11 protein-coding genes and 2 tRNA genes are annotated in these 15,682 nt (G+C 59.5%); 9 read left to right on the top strand and 4 right to left on the bottom strand.

Annotation, left to right across the window (positions count from 1 at the left end; all coding sequences use genetic code 11):
* Nucleotides 1-8: 8 nt before the first annotated feature.
* The 7 genes from hfq (at nt 9) to CKW19_RS02140 (ending at nt 8,651) form a co-directional block, all read left to right on the top strand.
* A complete protein-coding gene (gene hfq / locus CKW19_RS02170; RefSeq protein WP_007902656.1) occupies nt 9-269 on the top strand; it encodes an RNA chaperone Hfq in 261 nt (86 codons plus the stop codon).
* A gap of 12 nt (nt 270-281) precedes the next feature.
* Nucleotides 282-1,583 carry a ribosome rescue GTPase HflX gene (gene hflX / locus CKW19_RS02165; RefSeq protein ID WP_095056368.1) on the top strand — a complete coding sequence of 434 codons (1,302 nt, stop codon included), beginning with the start codon at nt 282-284 and terminating at the stop codon, nt 1,581-1,583.
* Between the two features lie 96 nt (nt 1,584-1,679).
* Entirely contained in the window at nt 1,680-2,855 is a 1,176-nt protein-coding gene (gene hflK / locus CKW19_RS02160) for an FtsH protease activity modulator HflK (RefSeq protein WP_095056367.1), read from the top strand.
* The gene (gene hflC, locus CKW19_RS02155; protein WP_095056366.1) at nt 2,855-3,724 is read left to right on the top strand and encodes a protease modulator HflC; all 870 of its coding nucleotides are present in this window, start codon (nt 2,855-2,857) and stop codon (nt 3,722-3,724) included. The genes hflK and hflC overlap by 1 nt, the downstream gene beginning before the upstream one ends.
* Nucleotides 3,725-4,035: 311 nt before the next feature.
* On the top strand, nt 4,036-5,223 hold the full coding sequence (locus CKW19_RS02150; protein WP_095056365.1) for an ATP phosphoribosyltransferase regulatory subunit: 1,188 nt from the start codon (nt 4,036-4,038) through the stop codon (nt 5,221-5,223).
* A gap of 54 nt (nt 5,224-5,277) precedes the next feature.
* Nucleotides 5,278-6,567: an adenylosuccinate synthase gene (locus tag CKW19_RS02145; protein ID WP_095056364.1), complete on the top strand. Its 1,290-nt coding sequence runs from the start codon at nt 5,278-5,280 to the stop codon at nt 6,565-6,567.
* 149 nt (nt 6,568-6,716) lie between these two features.
* Nucleotides 6,717-8,651, top strand: a complete 1,935-nt coding sequence (locus CKW19_RS02140; protein ID WP_095056363.1) for a methyl-accepting chemotaxis protein — start codon at nt 6,717-6,719, stop codon at nt 8,649-8,651.
* A gap of 31 nt (nt 8,652-8,682) precedes the next feature.
* Here the strand turns inward: CKW19_RS02140 and CKW19_RS02135 are convergent, their stop codons facing one another.
* The 4 genes from CKW19_RS02135 to CKW19_RS02120 all read right to left on the bottom strand — a co-directional run bounded on the left by CKW19_RS02135 (nt 8,683) and on the right by CKW19_RS02120 (nt 11,866).
* Nucleotides 8,683-10,239: an iron ABC transporter permease gene (locus CKW19_RS02135; protein WP_095056362.1), complete on the bottom strand. Its 1,557-nt coding sequence runs from the start codon at nt 10,237-10,239 to the stop codon at nt 8,683-8,685.
* Nucleotides 10,239-11,249: an extracellular solute-binding protein gene (locus CKW19_RS02130; protein ID WP_095056361.1), complete on the bottom strand. Its 1,011-nt coding sequence runs from the start codon at nt 11,247-11,249 to the stop codon at nt 10,239-10,241. The genes CKW19_RS02135 and CKW19_RS02130 overlap by 1 nt, the downstream gene beginning before the upstream one ends.
* Before the next feature lie 275 nt (nt 11,250-11,524).
* A tRNA-Leu gene (locus tag CKW19_RS02125) sits at nt 11,525-11,611 on the bottom strand.
* A gap of 168 nt (nt 11,612-11,779) precedes the next feature.
* Nucleotides 11,780-11,866: transfer RNA gene (locus CKW19_RS02120), tRNA-Leu, on the bottom strand.
* Between the two features lie 224 nt (nt 11,867-12,090).
* On the opposite strand from CKW19_RS02120, the gene rnr reads away from it, so the two are divergent.
* Complete coding sequence (rnr, locus tag CKW19_RS02115) at nt 12,091-14,718, top strand: ribonuclease R (RefSeq protein ID WP_095056360.1); 2,628 nt, start codon at nt 12,091-12,093, stop codon at nt 14,716-14,718.
* Nucleotides 14,715-15,482 carry a 23S rRNA (guanosine(2251)-2'-O)-methyltransferase RlmB gene (rlmB, locus tag CKW19_RS02110; protein WP_095056359.1) on the top strand — a complete coding sequence of 256 codons (768 nt, stop codon included), beginning with the start codon at nt 14,715-14,717 and terminating at the stop codon, nt 15,480-15,482. Before rnr ends, rlmB begins: the two co-directional genes overlap by 4 nt.
* Nucleotides 15,483-15,682 lie beyond the last annotated feature (200 nt).

Genomic DNA, 15,682 nt, shown 5'->3' with positions numbered 1-15,682 from the left:
TGCGGCACATGTCAAAAGGGCATTCGCTACAAGACCCTTACTTGAATACTTTACGTAAAGAGAAAGTTGGGGTGTCTATCTACCTGGTCAACGGTATCAAACTGCAAGGCACGATCGAGTCTTTCGACCAGTTCGTAATCCTGCTGAAAAACACCGTCAGCCAAATGGTTTACAAACACGCTATCTCTACAGTGGTGCCGGTTCGTCCAATTCGTCTGCCTAGCGCAACCGAATCCGAAGCAGGTGACGCTGAGCCAGGTAACGCCTGATAGGAGTCTCCTTTGTTCTTTGAGCGCCACGGTGGTGGTGAACGAGTCATCCTCGTTCACTTGGATGGACAGGACCCTGAGGCGCGCGAAGATCCGCAGGAGTTTCAGGAGTTGGCTAATTCGGCCGGCGCCGAGACCGTTGCGTTTTTTAACGTGCCGCGTCATCGGCCAACCGCCAAATTCCTGATCGGCAGCGGCAAGGTCGAGGAGCTGCGCGACCTGGTCAAGGCCGAAGAAGCCGATCTGGTGATCTTCAATCACATCCTCACGCCCAGTCAGGAACGTAACCTCGAACGTGTTTTCGAGTGTCGCGTGATCGACCGTACCGGTCTGATTCTCGATATTTTCGCCCAGCGCGCCCGTACCCATGAAGGCAAGCTCCAGGTCGAACTGGCCCAGCTTGACCACATGAGCACCCGGCTGGTTCGCGGCTGGACTCACCTTGAGCGTCAGGGCGGCGGCATCGGCATGCGTGGCCCGGGTGAAACCCAGCTGGAAACCGACCGCCGTTTGCTGCGGGTTCGCCTGCGCCAGATCAAGGGCCGACTGGAAAAGGTACGCAGCCAGCGCGAGCAGTCGCGACGCGGTCGCTCGCGTGCGGATATTCCTACCGTATCCCTGGTGGGGTACACCAACGCCGGTAAATCCACGCTCTTCAACAACGTGACGAAGTCCGACGTGTACGCGGCTGATCAGTTGTTTGCCACGCTGGACCCGACCTTGCGTCGTCTGGAACTGGACGACCTGGGGCCGATTGTCCTGGCGGACACTGTGGGCTTCATTCGTCACTTGCCCCACAAGCTGGTTGAGGCATTTCGGTCTACCCTCGAAGAGTCGAGCAACTCCGACCTGTTGTTGCACGTGATCGATGCGGCCGAACCGGATCGCATGTTGCAGATCGAGCAGGTGATGGTGGTGCTGGGCGAGATTGGTGCCCAGGACTTGCCGATCCTCGAGGTCTATAACAAACTCGATTTGCTTGAAGGCGTTGAGCCACAAATCCAGCGCGACGAAAACGGCAAACCCCAGCGGGTCTGGTTGTCGGCACGTGATGGCTCGGGGCTGGAATTGCTTGAGCAAGCCATTGCCGAGTTACTTGGCAGTGATTTGTTTATCGGTACCCTGCGCTTGCCGCAACGATTCGCTCGACTGCGTGCGCAGTTTTTCGAACTCGGTGCGGTGCAGAAAGAAGAGCACGACGAAGAAGGCATCAGTTTGCTGGCCGTTCGTTTGCCCCGGGTCGAGTTGAATCGACTGGTAAGCCGCGAAGGATTGCAGCCGATGGAATTCATCGAGCAACACACTTTGCAATAAAAGCCTGAGAAAGCGGTTGTGCCGTGGTGACAGGCATTCTGTAGCATTGGTCGGCGCGCCGTGGGTGCGTCTTTGCTTTATCAGATGGAGAGCGCTATGGCTTGGAATGAGCCGGGTGGCAACTCGAATAATCAGGACCCTTGGGGTGGCAAACGTCGTAATAACGGCGACCGCAAGGGACCACCGGATCTCGACGAGGCCTTCCGAAAGCTGCAGGAAAGCCTGAACGGGTTGTTCGGTGGTGGTAAGAAACGTGGCGGTGACGACGGCGGTAGTTCGGGCAAGAGTGGCGGCTTTGGCGGCCTGCTCGGCATCGGCCTGGTCGTCCTGGCGGCCGTATGGCTGTACAGCGCGGTCTATGTCGTCGACGAGCAGGAGCAAGCCGTGGTGCTGCGCTTCGGCAAGTACTACGAAACCGTCGGTCCCGGCCTGAATATCTACTTCCCGCCGATCGACAAGAAGTACATGGAAAACGTTACGCGTGAGCGTGCGTACACCAAGCAGGGCCAGATGCTGACTGAAGACGAGAACATCGTCGAAGTGCCGCTGACCGTGCAGTACAAGATCAGCAACCTGCAGGACTTCGTGCTGAGCGTCGATCAGCCGGAAATCAGCCTGCAGCACGCGACCGACAGTGCCTTGCGCCACGTGGTGGGTTCCACCGCAATGGACCAGGTGCTGACCGAAGGTCGTGAATTGATGGCCAGCGAGATCAAGGAGCGTCTGCAACGCTTCATGGATACCTATCGCACCGGCATCACCGTTACCCAAGTCAACGTTCAGAGCGCAGCGGCACCGCGTGAAGTCCAGGAAGCCTTCGATGACGTGATCCGTGCCCGTGAAGACGAGCAGCGTTCGCGTAACCAGGCTGAAACCTATGCCAACGGCGTCGTGCCGGAAGCTCGTGGTCAGGCTCAGCGTATTCTCGAAGACGCCAACGGCTACCGTGACGAAACCGTCTCGCGTGCCAAGGGTGAGGCTGATCGCTTCACCAAACTGGTCGCCGAGTACCGCAAGGCACCTGAAGTCACCCGCCAGCGTCTGTACCTGGACACCATGCAGGAAGTCTTCAGCAACACCAGCAAGGTGCTCGTGACCGGCAACAAAAATGGCCAGAGCAACCTGTTGTACCTGCCGCTGGACAAAATGGTCGAAAGTGGCCGCAGCACCAGCACTCCGGTGAACAGTGCGGCAGCCACCAGCAATGAAGCGAATGCGCGTGCCGCAGCTGATCTGCAGCAACAGCAAGCACGTACCAGGGAGAGTCGCTGATGAGCAATAAATCGCTGATCGCCCTTATTGTCGGCGTCGTCGTGGCGATCGCTGCCTGGAACTGCTTCTACATCGTGGCTCAGACCGAGCGCGCGGTGTTGCTGCAGTTTGGTCGCGTGGTTCAGGCCGATGTTCAGCCGGGCCTGCATGTGAAAGTGCCTTACGTTAACCAGGTGCGTAAATTCGACGCACGCCTGATGACGCTGGATGCACCGACGCAGCGCTTCCTGACGCTGGAAAAGAAAGCCGTGATGGTCGATGCCTACGCCAAGTGGCGTGTGAAGGACGCAGAGCGTTTCTACACCGCAACTTCCGGCCTCAAGCAGATTGCCGACGAGCGTTTGTCCCGTCGTCTGGAATCGGGCCTGCGTGACCAGTTCGGTAAGCGCACCTTGCACGAAGTGGTGTCCGGTGAGCGTGATGCGCTGATGGCGGATATCACGGCTTCGCTGAACAAGATGGCTGAAAAAGAACTGGGTATCGAAGTTGTCGATGTCCGGGTCAAGACCATCGACCTGCCGAAGGAAGTGAACCGCAGCGTGTTCGAGCGTATGAGCACCGAGCGTGAGCGTGAAGCTCGTGAGCACCGCGCCAAGGGTAACGAGCTGTCCGAAGGCATCCGTGCCGACGCCGATCGTCAGCGCCGCGTTCTGCTGGCTGAAGCCTATCGTGAATCTGAAGAGGTTCGCGGTGACGGTGATGCCCAGGCCGCAGCGATTTACTCCAAGGCGTACGGTCAGGACCAGGAGTTCTACGCGTTCTACCGTAGCCTGCGTGCTTACCGTGAAAGCTTTGCAAGCAAATCCGACGTCCTGGTCCTCGACCCAAGCAGTGACTTCTTCCACTACCTGGAAAAAGCCAAGCCTTGACACGGCGTTAGCCTGAATTATCCCGCCGGGCGGCTAAAGCCTCTGGCGGGGTGATCCTTTGGGAAAACGTGTGTATGATGCGGCAGCCGGGAAATTCCCGGCTTTTTTGCGTCTGCATGTTTGATTGCGGTTTTTTGAGCAGGCGACGGGCTGAATGGCCCGACAGTTTTTCGAGGAAAGTGATTGGCGAAGCCGGTTAGAGGGCTTTTCGCTCCGTCGCTCATGCGCGTGGTTTGTGCGCAAGCTGATCATTTTCTGCTTCACTCAAGGCTCGCCGACAGGCTGGTCGCCCGGAGATAGGGGAAGGCGTAATGGCAACGGTAGACCGCTGGCTTCTGCCAGATGGCATCGAAGAAGTACTGCCACCGGAAGCTGCGCGCATTGAAGTTGCGCGTCGTCAGGTGTTGGATCTGTTCCAGAGCTGGGGTTACGAGTTTGTCGTGACTCCCCATATCGAGTACCTGGAATCCCTGCTGACCGGCGCGGGCCAGGATCTGGATCTGCGCACCTTCAAGGTCATCGACCCGCAATCGGGCCGGCAGATGGGTTTCCGTGCTGACATCACGCCGCAAGTGGCGCGCATCGACGCGCACACCTTGCGTCGCGAAGGCCCAAGCCGTCTGTGCTATGCCGGTAGTGTTCTGCACGCTCAGCCTCGCGCCTTGTCGTCCTCGCGCAGCCCGATTCAACTGGGTGCCGAGTTGTACGGCGACGCGAGTCCGAGCAGCGACGTAGAAGTCATCAGCCTGATGCTGGCCATGCTGCAACTGGCCGATGTGCCGGATGTGCACATGGACCTCGGTCATGTTGGTATCTACCGTGGCCTGGCCCGTGCCGCCGGTTTGTCCGGTGAGGTCGAGCAGCAGTTGTTCGATGCGCTGCAACGCAAGGCCATCGACGAGGTCATTACCTTGACCGAAGGTTTGCCTGCCGATCTGTCGGGCATGCTGCGTGCGCTGGTCGACCTGTGTGGCGGTCGTGAAGTGCTGAGCGCTGCCCGCGAGCGTCTGGCCAAGGCGCCGGCTCCGGTATTGGCTGCGCTGGATGACTTGCTGGCAATTGCCGAGCGTTTGTCCGTGCGTTTCCCGCAATTGCCGCTGTACTTCGACCTGGGCGAGTTGCGCGGCTATCACTACCACACCGGCGTCGTGTTCGCGGTGTTTGTACCGGGTGTTGGCCAGTCCATTGCCCAGGGCGGTCGTTACGACGACATCGGCGCCGACTTCGGTCGCGCTCGTCCGGCTACCGGCTTCTCCACCGATTTGAAAACCCTGGTGACCCTGGGGCGTGCTGAGATCGAGCTACCGTCTGGCGGTATCTGGATGCCTGACAGTACGGATGCGGCACTCTGGCAGCAGGTTTGCCAGTTGCGCAGTGAGGGTCAGCGTGTCGTTCAGGCATTGCCTGGGCAGCCATTGGCCGCCGCCCGTGAAGCGGACTGCGACCGGCAATTGATCCAGCAGAACGGGCTTTGGCAAGTATCGCCACTGGCTTCTTGAGTTTTCCTGCCGGCTGCCGCCGGCACCAAGTTTGCGCGAATGAGGACAAGTGTTATGGGTAAGAATGTCGTAGTCCTGGGCACCCAATGGGGTGATGAGGGCAAAGGCAAGATCGTTGATCTGCTGACCGAACATGCTGCCGCCGTAGTGCGCTACCAGGGTGGCCACAACGCTGGCCACACGCTGGTGATCGACGGCGAAAAAACCGTCTTGCACCTGATCCCGTCGGGCGTGCTGCGCGAAGGCGTGCAGTGCCTGATCGGCAACGGCGTGGTGGTTGCACCTGACGCCCTGCTGCGCGAGATCATCAAGCTGGAAGAAAAAGGTGTGCCGGTGCGCGAGCGTCTGCGCATCAGCCCGTCCTGCCCGCTGATCCTGTCCTTCCACGTTGCGCTGGACCAGGCCCGTGAAAAGGCCCGTGGCGAGCTGAAGATCGGTACTACCGGTCGCGGCATCGGCCCGGCCTACGAAGACAAGGTTGCACGTCGTGGCCTGCGTGTGGGCGACCTGCTCAACATGCCGCGCTTTGAAGACAAGCTGCGTGAACTGGTGGATTACCACAACTTCATGCTGGTGGGTTACTACAAAGAGCCGGCCATCGAATTCGACAAGACCCTGGCCGAATGCAAAGAATACGCTGAGCTGCTCAAGCCGCTGATGCTGGACGTGACTGCCGAGCTGCACGACCTGCGTCGCGCTGGCAAAGACATCATGTTCGAAGGCGCTCAAGGTTCGCTGCTGGATATCGACCACGGCACCTACCCGTACGTGACCAGCTCTAACACCACCGCTGGCGGCGTTGCTACCGGTTCGGGTGTTGGCCCGATGTTCCTGGACTACATCCTGGGCATCACCAAGGCTTACACCACGCGTGTAGGTTCGGGTCCATTCCCGACTGAGCTGTTCGACGAAGTCGGTGCGCACCTGGCCAAACAAGGTCACGAGTTCGGCGCGACGACCGGCCGTGCTCGTCGTTGTGGCTGGTTCGACGCCGTCATCCTGCGTCGCGCTATCGATGTGAACAGCATCTCGGGCATCTGCCTGACCAAGCTGGACGTGCTCGACGGTCTGGAAACCATCAACATCTGCGTCGGCTACAAAGATGCAGAAGGCAATGCGGTTGCCCCGACTGACGCTGACAGCTACGTGGGCCTGCTGCCTGTGTACGAAGAAGTGCCGGGCTGGACCGAGTCGACCGTGGGTGCCAAGACCCTGGAAGAGCTGCCGGCTAATGCCCGTGCTTACATCAAGCGCGTCGAAGAGTTGATCGGCGCGCCGATCGACATTATTTCGACGGGCCCTGACCGCAACGAAACCATCGTTCTGCGCCATCCGTTCGCTTGATAAGCTGTTGATGTAAAACACAAAGGCCCCTTAATCGGGGCCTTTGTCGTTTATGCCTGTCGGGCGGCATGACCTTTGCTGTTAGCTTTGCCTAAACGTCACTTTTGGCGTGCCATCAATTTAATGGCGTTTAAGCAGAGGGATATCAAGTGTCGGCCGTTCTCTCATTGTTACAGAGCCGTTTGTTGCGGCCCGTGTTCGTTACCCTTGGTATCGCCCTTTTGGTGCAGGTGCTGGTCGCTGTTGCGCTGACCCGGAGCACGGTGACGGCGCTTGAAGCCGATCTGGGCATGCGCCTGGGCGCCGATAGCCAAAAACTTTCCGGGGAGCTTGAGCAGGCGGGGCGCGAAGTCACGTCGAGCCTCGACAGCCTCTCCACCAGTACGCGTCAACGCCTGACGACCGGCTTGTCCGCGCGACTGAAGGACGAGCAGGCGCAGTTGCGCGCAACGCTGGAAAAAGACCTGAAGGACTCCGCCAACGACATGGCGCAGCTGTTGGCCTCTGTCGCGCCTCGCGCCATGTGGGACAACGACGTTCCGACCCTGTCCGAATTCGCTCGACGCGCCCAGCGCAATCCGAACGTGCTGTTCGTGGTCTACGACGACGCCACCGGCCAGCATCTGACGCGCTACCTCAACCGGGAAAACCCGATCAACAAGGCCCTTTTGGAAAAAGGCCAGGGCGAGCGTGCGTTGGACAAGGTGCTGGATGCGGCGAAAAACGACCCGTCGGTTTTCTATATCGAGGCCTCGATCAATCCTAACGGCGTGGAAATCGGCAAGGTCTTGATGGGTGTCTCGACCGCCTCGGTGGAAACCGATCTGGCGGCGCTGGACAAGCGTTTCTCCGCGTTGATTGCCAGCAGCGACCAGCTCGTGGGCGACAGCCTGAAAGGCGCGGCAGCTGACAGTGCGGCGGCCATGGGCGCGCGTCTGCAATCGGCTCAGGCCACGGCATCTGAAATGAAGGTCAATACCACCAGTACCGTGCAGGAGGCTGCGGCCACCTTGCGTTGGCGCATTGGTTTGAGCCTGGCGCTGGTCGGCTGTGGCGTGCTGTTGTTGCTGGCAGTAGTGCTCGGTCGTCGAGTGGTCAATCGCCTGAAAATGCTGATTGTGGCCATGGATGATCTGGCGGCGGGCGAGGGTGATCTCACCAAGCGTGTGCAGATCAGCAGCAAAGATGAAATCGGCGACATGGCATCGGCAGTCAATCGCTTTGTGGATAAGTTGCAGCCGATCGTGCGCGAGGCGGGTGATGTGGCCCAGCGCACCGGTGTGGAAATCGGTGCCATGACCTTGCGCAATGCCGGAGCCGATGCGGCGGCGGGCATGCAGCGCGATGAAGTCGCTGAAAGTCTGCGTGCGTTGTCGCAAATGGCCGATGAGGCCCAATCTGAAAGTCATGCGATGCAGGCTGCGTTGAAGCAGGTTGTCGAAATCCGCCAGGCCACCGATGAAAACACTCGGACTGCGGCGAAAGTCGGCGGTCTGATCGAAGCGCTGGCGGGTCAGGTCGGTACCGGGGCGCAAGTCATCGAGCGTCTGGCGCAACAAAGTGAGCAAATTGAAGTGGTGCTGACGGTGATCCACGGCATCGCCGAGCAGACCAATCTGCTGGCGTTGAACGCGGCCATCGAAGCGGCGCGGGCGGGTGAGACCGGGCGCGGATTTGCCGTGGTGGCGGATGAGGTGCGGGCGTTGGCGAGCAAGACCCAAAGCTCTACGGGTGATATTCAGGCGCACATCGTGGCGTTGCAGCAAGGTGCGCGGGAAGCGGTGGCGGCGATTGGTCAGGCTGGGCGTCAGGCTAACGAAGGGTTGCTGGTGTTGCGTGACAGTGCGCGGTTGCAGCAGTCGGTGCAGGCGTCGGTCGAGCAGGTTCACGCGGCGATAGGCCTGGCGACTCAGGCAGCCGAGCATCAGGCAAGAGGGGCGCAAGCTGTGCGCGGTCGGGTCCAGACCATTCATGCGCAGGCCGAGAAGGCCGCTCAGGCAGTGGTGGAAACCACGGTCAGCGGCAAGGTGCTCGATGGCTTGGCGGCGCAACTTAAAGCCAGTCTGGGGCAGTTCAGGGCTTAAAAGATCAAAGATCGCAGGCTGCGATCTTTTACTAGCGACTCAAATACATCCGGGTTGTCAGCAAATAAACCGGCAACCCTGACACCAAAATCAACAACGCCGCATAAGGCGCCGCCGCCGCAAACTCCACATTTGCGGTATGCGCCCACACTTCCGTTGCCAGTGTATTCAGCCCTGTCGGACTCAACAGCAGCGTCGCCGTCAGCTCCTTCATTGCATCCAGAAACACCAGCGCGAACGCCGCACCCAGCGCCGGAAAAATGATCGGCAGCGTCACTCGGCAAAAAGCGCTGAACGACGAAGCGCCCAGCGTTCGCGCGGCTTCTTCCAGTTGCGGCGCGGCCTTGGTCAGGGCGGTGCGAATCGGCGCCTGCGCCAGCGGCAGAAACAGCAACGCATAAGCGATCAGCAGCAGCGCCGAAGTCTGGTACAGCGCCGGCACATAATGCAGGGCGAAATACACCAGGGTCAGCGCGATCACCAGTCCCGGCAGCGCATGCAGCAGGTAGGGCAGGCGTTCGGCCCAGATCGCCAGTTGGCCTTTGTAGCGCACCACCAGCAATCCTACTGGCACCGCCAGCACCAGGCACAACGCAGCGCCGCCCAGAGACAGCGCGAGGGATGAAAGCAATGCTTCGCTGATTGCTGCCACCGGAAACGCCGCCGATGAACCCACAGCCAACCAGTAAGCCAGCATGCCCAGCGGAATCCCGCTGCCGATGATTGCCAAAAACAGGCAGTAAAGTTGTCCGGCGACCACCCACGGCCCCAATTGAACCTGCTCCGCCTGTCGCGCCGCGCCCTGGCCAGTACGTACATGCCGACCCTTGCCGCGAACGCGCAGCTCCAGCCACAACAACATCAGGCACAGCGCCAGCAGGACCGCTGACAACATGGCTGCGTTGGCGTTGCTGAATTCCAGCTCGAACTGTTGATAGATCGCCGTGGTGAAAGTTTGCAGGCCGATGATCGACAGCGCGCCAAACTCCACCAGCATGTGCAGCGCAATCAGCAGTGAACCGGCGAGTAACGAAGGCCAGAGCAGGGGCAGAGTAACCTTGAAGAATACGCCCCAACGATTCTGCCCCAGCGTACGCGCGGACTCTTCGAGAGCTGGGTCGAGGTTGCGCAGGGTGGCCGCCACCGGCAGGAAAATCAGCGGGTATTTGGACAGGCTCATCACCAGGATGGCCCCGCCGAGTCCCTCGAAATGTGCGCTCAGTGAAACCCAGGTGAAGCTGCTGACAAAAGCCGGCACGGCGAACGGCAGGCAGAGAATCACGCCCCACAATCGTCGGCCCGGCAGATTGCTGCGCTCCAGTAGCCAGGCCAGCGACAAACCGATTACCCCGCAAGTAACGGTGACACCGATCATCAAGGCGAGGGTGTTGCGCAACAAGCCGAAGACATAAGGTCGCCACAGCAAGTGCAGCGCTTCTGCCCAGCCGGCTTGCCAAGCCTTAAGGCCGACATACAGCAGAGGCAGCAAGCTAAGCGCAACCAGCAGCAGTACGGGCAACATCAGCCAGATAGAAGGCCGCTTGCGGCGCGGTACATATCCCGTGTGCGTAGAAAGTGAAGCGCCCATCAATTCAGGCCAACGTCGCGTTCCAGATCCAGCGCCTCTTCAGCATTGCCGAGATCGGCGGGGGTGACTTTCGGTGCTTCCAGTTCGCTGAACGGCTTGAGCCCACGATCCGACTCCATGCCTTTGTGCAAAGGATATTCGGCGGTGGTCTGGGTGATTACGCGCTGGCCTTCTTCACTGGCCATGTAGGCGAGCAATTGCTGGGCTTCTTTTGGGTGTTTGCTGGATTTCAGGACGGCAGCGCTGGACACGGTGATCAACCCGCCGACGTCGCCGCCGGTGAAGTAATGCAGTTTCGAATCGAGCTGGCCTTTTTCCCGTTGCAGGGCAAACCAGTAGTAGTTGTTCACCAGTACAGTGGCCACTTCGCCATTTTCCACGGCTTTGAGCGCGACCATGTTGTTGCTGTAAGTCTTGCCGAAAGCGCGCAGGCCGGTCAGCCATTCTTCGGCTGCATCCATGCCGTGCACTTTGATGATTGCCACGGCTTGTTCCTGGAAGGCGCCGCTGGTGGGTACGAAGCCGACCTTGCCTTGCCATTTTGGATCGGAGAACTCCATCACCGATTTTGGCAGGTCTTTTTCGTCGATCAGTTTGGGGTTGAATGCCACGACGCGAACCCGGGCGGTGACGCCAATCCAGGTACCGTTGCCGGCTACGTATTCTTTGGGCAGAACCGCCAGGGTGGCGTCATCGGTCTTGGCCAGCAAGCCTTGCTCGCCGAGTTTATTCAGTGGTGGCGATTCTTCGGTGTAGATCACGTCGGCGGGGGAGCGGTCGCCCTCTTCGACAACCTGGCTGGCGAGTTGATTGCTGCTGCCTTTGCGGACATTGACGTGAATGCCGGTTTTGGCTTCGAAAGCTTTGGCGACTGCGTCGCCGACTTCTTTGTGCTGACCGTTGTAGAGCGTCAGGGCAACCGGGTCGGCGGCTTGGGTGAAGGGAGTGGCGAGTGCCAGGCCGAGGAGGGTGGTGATCAGGCCGCGGCGCAGGGTATTTCGAAACATCATTCGCAGGGTTCCTCGCTGTCACATTGCAAAAACTTGTAACAATGATAAACGATATTGTTTCTCAAATGCGCATTGCAAGGCGAGGCAGGCTCATTGTAGGAGCTGCCGAAGGCTGCGATTTTTTGACGTTGATTTTAAAAGTCAAAAGATCGCAGCCTCGTTTCACTCGGCAGCTCCTACAGGTCCTGCGGGGGGAGGGGATTTTAGGCCAGAAACGCAAAAACCCGCTTTCGCGGGTTTTTGTGAAATCCAAGGCCGTAACCTTGAATTTGAATTGGTGCCCAGAAGAAGACTCGAACTTCCACGACCTTGCGGTCACCAGCACCTGAAGCTGGCGTGTCTACCAATTTCACCATCTGGGCATTCATCTTCAGCGTTGCCGCTGTTGATGTGGCGCACTATACGGAGCGTGTTTTGATCTGTAAACCCCTGATTTTAAAATTAATAAATCAGAGCTCCAGAATGCAAAAAACCCGCTTTCGCGGGTTTTTGTGTGAGCCTTGAAATTGATCTAATCTCAAGCTCGAAATTGGTGCCCAGAAGAAGACTCGAACTTCCACGACCTTGCGGTCACCAGCACCTGAAGCTGGCGTGTCTACCAATTTCACCATCTGGGCAGTATCGGCAACGTCTCCGTCGTCGATGGCGCGCACTATACGGAGCGTCTTTTTAACTGTAAACCCCCAGGCTCAAAAAAAACTGGAAAATTTCGCCAGCGGTCTTCAAAACAGCTTTGCGGTGTCGATATGGGGCTTTAGATGGGGTGTCTTAGCCTGAAATTTCCCGTTTCATTACGCCTATGCCAAACTAACCCGTATATAGACAAGGTGAAAACTCTCTAATGGCCGATTGGCAGTCCCTCGATCCCGAGGCCGCTCGTGAAGCGGAAAAATACGAAAACCCTATTCCTAGCCGCGAACTGATCCTTCAGCACCTTGCTGATCGGGGTTCGCCTGCTAACCGCGAGCAGCTGGTCGAAGAGTTTGGTCTGACCACAGAAGACCAGATCGAAGCCCTGCGCCGCCGCCTGCGCGCCATGGAGCGCGATGCTCAACTCATCTATACCCGTCGCGGCACGTATGCGCCGGTGGACAAGCTTGACCTGATCCTGGGCCGCATCAGCGGTCACCGTGACGGTTTCGGCTTCCTGGTGCCGGACGACGGCAGCGACGACCTGTTCATGAGCCCGGCGCAAATGCGTCTGGTGTTCGACGGTGACCGTGCGCTGGCCCGAGTGTCTGGCCTGGATCGTCGCGGTCGCCGCGAAGGCATGATCGTCGAAGTGGTGTCCCGCGCTCACGAAACCATCGTCGGCCGCTACTTCGAAGAGGGCGGCATCGGTTTTGTCGTTGCCGACAATCCGAAGATCCAGCAAGAAGTGCTGGTGACGCCGGGTCGTAACGCCAACGCACAGGTAGGTCAGTTCGTCGAAGTGAAGATCACTCACTGGCCGACACCACGCTTCCAGCCGCAAGGTGACGTGGTCGAAGTCGTGGGCAACTACATGGCGCCGGGCATGGAGATTGATGTCGCCCTGCGCACCTACGACATTCCTCACGTCTGGCCTGAAGCCGTACTCAAGGAAGCCGCCAAGCTCAAGCCGGAAGTCGAAGAGAAAGACAAAGAGAAGCGCATCGACCTGCGCCATCTGCCGTTCGTCACCATCGACGGCGAAGATGCTCGCGACTTCGATGACGCGGTCTACTGCGAAGCCCGTCCGGGCAAGCTGCGCCTGTTCTCCGGCGGCTGGAAGTTGTACGTGGCGATTGCCGACGTTTCCAGCTACGTGAAACTCGGTTCGGCGCTGGATGCCGAAGCCCAGGTTCGCGGCAACTCGGTGTACTTTCCCGAGCGCGTGATCCCGATGCTGCCTGAGCAGCTGTCCAACGGTCTGTGCTCGCTGAATCCGCAAGTCGATCGCCTGGCCATGGTTTGCGAGATGACCATCTCCAAATCCGGCGAAATGACTGACTACTGCTTCTACGAAGCGGTGATCCACTCCCATGCCCGCCTGACCTACAACAAAGTCAGCGCGATGCTGGAAACGCCGAAAGCCACCGAAGGGCGCAAACTGCGTGGCGAATACACCGACGTGGTGCCGCACCTCAAACAGTTGTACTCGCTGTACAAGGTGTTGCTGGCGGCCCGTCACGTGCGTGGTGCGATCGATTTCGAAACTCAGGAAACCCGGATCATCTTCGGTTCCGAGCGCAAGATCGCCGAAATCCGTCCGACCGTGCGCAACGATGCGCACAAGCTGATCGAGGAATGCATGCTGGCGGCCAACGTGGCCACCGCCGAATTCCTGAAAAAGCACGAAATCCCGGCGCTGTACCGCGTTCACGATGGTCCGCCACCGGAGCGTCTGGAAAAACTGCGCGCGTTCCTCGGTGAGCTCGGTCTTTCCTTGCACAAAGGCAAGGACGGCCCGTCGCCGAAGGATTACCAGGCATTGCTGGCTGGTATCAAGGATCGTCCGGATTTCCACCTGATCCAGACCGTCATGCTGCGTTCGTTGAGCCAGGCGGTGTACAGCGCTGATAACCAGGGCCACTTCGGCCTGAATTACGAGGCGTACACCCACTTCACCTCGCCGATCCGCCGCTACCCGGACTTGCTCACGCACCGGGCGATCCGCAGCGTGATCCATTCGAAGCAGGACACCCCGCACGTTCGCCGTGCTGGTGCGATGACCATTCCGAAGGCGCGCATCTATCCGTACGACGAAGCGGCCCTGGAACAGCTCGGCGAGCAGTGCTCGATGAGCGAGCGCCGTGCCGACGAAGCGACCCGCGACGTAGTGAACTGGCTCAAGTGTGAGTTCATGAAAGACCGCGTGGGCGAATCGTTCCCGGGTGTGATCACCGCAGTAACCGGTTTTGGCCTGTTCGTCGAGCTGACCGACATCTACGTCGAAGGCCTGGTGCACGTCACTGCGCTGCCGGGCGATTACTACCACTTCGATCCTGTGCACCACCGCTTGGCCGGTGAGCGTACCGGTCGCAGCTTCCGCCTTGGCGATACCGTAGAAGTGCGGGTCATGCGCGTCGATCTCGACGAGCGCAAGATCGACTTCGAGATGGCTGAAAACACCATCAACGCGCCAATCGGTCGCAAGAAGCGTGGCGCCGAAACTGCGGCACCTGCCTCCAAGTCCGCCGCAGAACCGGCGCCGGCGAAAACCGGTCGTCGTCCTGCAAAGGAAAAGACTGCCGAAGCCTATCGCCCAAGCGATGCAGCGGCAAAAAACGCCGAAGTGCGCAAAAGCCGTGAAATGAAGCAGGCGTTGCTCGCCGGTGCGAAAAGCGGCGGTAAAGCGGCGTCTGGGGGAAAGACCAGTCGGTCGGCGGCTGACAACGCTGTCGGCGGCAAGCCAGCCAAACCGAGCAAACATCGTAAAGGCCCGCCAAAAGCGGGCTCGGCCCCAGCCAAAAGCGGCGGGGCGCGTAAACCTAAGGCCAAGTCATGAGTCAGTTGGAAAAGATCTACGGCGTGCATGCTGTAGAAGCGTTGCTGCGCCACCACCCGAAACGCGTCAAGCAGATCTGGCTGGCTGAAGGTCGCAGTGATCCGCGGGTTCAGACCCTGATCGAACTGGCCAACGAAAATCGTGTTCAGGTCGGCCAGGCCGAACGTCGCGAAATGGATGCCTGGGTCGAAGGCGTGCACCAGGGCGTGGTTGCGGACGTCAGTCCGAGCCAGGTCTGGGGCGAGGCAATGCTCGACGAGCTGCTGGATCGCACCGATGGCGCACCGCTGCTGTTGGTGCTCGACGGCGTGACCGATCCGCACAACCTCGGCGCCTGCCTGCGCTCTGCTGATGCGGCAGGTGCGCTGGCGGTGATTGTGCCGAAAGACAAGTCAGCAACCCTGACACCGGTTGTACGAAAAGTCGCCTGCGGTGCGGCGGAAGTGATTCCGTTGGTTGCCGTCACCAACCTGGCGCGCACTCTGGAAAAACTCCAGCAGCGCGGTTTGTGGGTAGTGGGCACGGCGGGTGAGGCCGAGGTCAGCATTTATGACCAGGACCTGACCGGCCCGACGATCCTGATCATGGGCGCCGAAGGCAAGGGCATGCGTCGTTTGACCCGCGAGCATTGCGACTACCTGGTGAACCTGCCGATGGCCGGTAGCGTCAGCAGTCTCAACGTTTCCGTGGCGACTGGCGTATGCCTGTTCGAGGCGCAGCGTCAGCGCAGTGCCAAAGCCAAGGCTGCCACCAAGAAGTCCTGATCCAGCCTGTAGGAGCCGGCTTGCTGGCGATTCATGCGCCTCGGTGTGTCTGACATGCCCGGTCGCATGGATCGCCAGCAAGCCGGCTCCTACGGGTGTGTGGTAAATGGTGGCTGTTCAAATAATCACCAATTACCTTGCGCCTCTCTCGCCCCTTCTCTACAATTGCGCCCCTTGCTGTGATGGCAGGCACCTACGTG

Origin of the sequence: Pseudomonas sp. Irchel s3f7 (assembly GCF_900187615.1) — a bacterium.
GTDB lineage: Bacteria > Pseudomonadota > Gammaproteobacteria > Pseudomonadales > Pseudomonadaceae > Aquipseudomonas.
This window is presented reverse-complemented; position numbering and strand designations above follow the sequence as displayed.

Coding starts and splice junctions, on each gene's coding strand:
- hfq (WP_007902656.1), top strand. CDS start 9: ATGTCAAAAGGGCATTCGCTACAAGACCCTTACTTGAATACTTTACGT.
- hflK (WP_095056367.1), top strand. CDS start 1,680: ATGGCTTGGAATGAGCCGGGTGGCAACTCGAATAATCAGGACCCTTGG.
- hflC (WP_095056366.1), top strand. CDS start 2,855: ATGAGCAATAAATCGCTGATCGCCCTTATTGTCGGCGTCGTCGTGGCG.
- CKW19_RS02150 (WP_095056365.1), top strand. CDS start 4,036: ATGGCAACGGTAGACCGCTGGCTTCTGCCAGATGGCATCGAAGAAGTA.
- CKW19_RS02145 (WP_095056364.1), top strand. CDS start 5,278: ATGGGTAAGAATGTCGTAGTCCTGGGCACCCAATGGGGTGATGAGGGC.
- CKW19_RS02135 (WP_095056362.1), bottom strand. CDS start 10,239: ATGGGCGCTTCACTTTCTACGCACACGGGATATGTACCGCGCCGCAAG.
- CKW19_RS02130 (WP_095056361.1), bottom strand. CDS start 11,249: ATGATGTTTCGAAATACCCTGCGCCGCGGCCTGATCACCACCCTCCTC.
- rnr (WP_095056360.1), top strand. CDS start 12,091: ATGGCCGATTGGCAGTCCCTCGATCCCGAGGCCGCTCGTGAAGCGGAA.
- rlmB (WP_095056359.1), top strand. CDS start 14,715: ATGAGTCAGTTGGAAAAGATCTACGGCGTGCATGCTGTAGAAGCGTTG.